Consider the following 1106-nt stretch of genomic DNA (forward strand, 5'->3'; position numbering starts at 1 on the left):
GGTGCCAGCAATGGTCTGACGGCGCCGAATGGTCCGTCGCAGCAGCGGGTGATCCGGCAGGCGCTGGCGAATGCGGGTCTGACGGGTGCGGACGTGGATGTGGTCGAGGCGCACGGCACCGGTACCAGGCTCGGTGATCCGATCGAGGCGCAGGCGCTGCTGGCCACGTACGGTCAGGAGCACACGCCCGAACAGCCCTTGTGGCTGGGGTCGTTGAAGTCGAACATAGGGCACAGCATGGCGGCTGCCGGTGTCGGTGGCGTCATCAAGATGGTGATGGCCCTGCGCCGGGGAGTGCTCCCGCAGACCCTGCACGTGCAGGAGCCGACCGGTCACGTGGACTGGGCGTCGGGAGGCGTGGAACTGCTCACCGAGTCCCGTTCCTGGCCGGAGCTGGACCGTCCGCGCCGGGCCGCGGTCTCCTCGTTCGGTATCTCCGGCACGAACGCCCACCTCATCCTGGAACAGGCCCCGGCGGAGGAAGCGGGGCCGGGCGAAGTGGATGCCGTGGAAGGGCCGGTCGGTCCGGTGCCGTGGGTGTTGTCGGCGCGGAGTGGTGCGGCGCTGCGGGAACAGGCTGCCCGGCTGGCCGACTTCGTCGCCGAGCGGCCGGAGCTGGACCCGGCCGCGATCGGGTCCGCGCTGGTGCATGCCCGTACGGCCTTCGACCACCGGGCGGTCGTCGTCGGCACCGACCGCGACGAACTGCTGCGCGCCGTGCGGGACCTCGCCGATGCGGACGCCCTCGTGGAGGGGGCCGCGACCTCCGGGAAGACGGTGTTCGTTTTTCCTGGTCAGGGGTCGCAGTGGGTGGGGATGGCTGCGGGGTTGTATGCGGATTCGCCGGTGTTCCGGGCGCGGTTGGAGGAGTGTGCGCGGGTTCTGGCGCCGTTCGTGGAGTGGGATCTGCTGGAGGTGCTGCTCACCGAGGGGGGTGCCGGGCTTCTGGAGCGGGTGGATGTGGTGCAGCCGGCTCTGTGGGCGGTGATGGTGTCGCTTGCGGAGCTGTGGCGGTCCTTCGGTGTGGTGCCGGATGCGGTGGTGGGTCATTCGCAGGGCGAGATCGCGGCGGCCGTGGTGGCGGGGGCGTTGTCCCTTGAGGATGG

Annotated in this window: 1 protein-coding gene; it reads left to right on the forward strand. The window is 70.6% G+C overall.

Features of this window, described 5'->3' with window-relative positions; all coding sequences use genetic code 11:
• A partial coding sequence (locus EAO76_RS02185) for a type I polyketide synthase (RefSeq protein WP_148832736.1) occupies window positions 1-1106 on the forward strand: 1106 nt, incomplete at both ends.

The organism is Streptomyces sp. sk2.1 (assembly GCF_008120935.1).
Classification (GTDB): Bacteria; Actinomycetota; Actinomycetes; order Streptomycetales; family Streptomycetaceae; genus Streptomyces.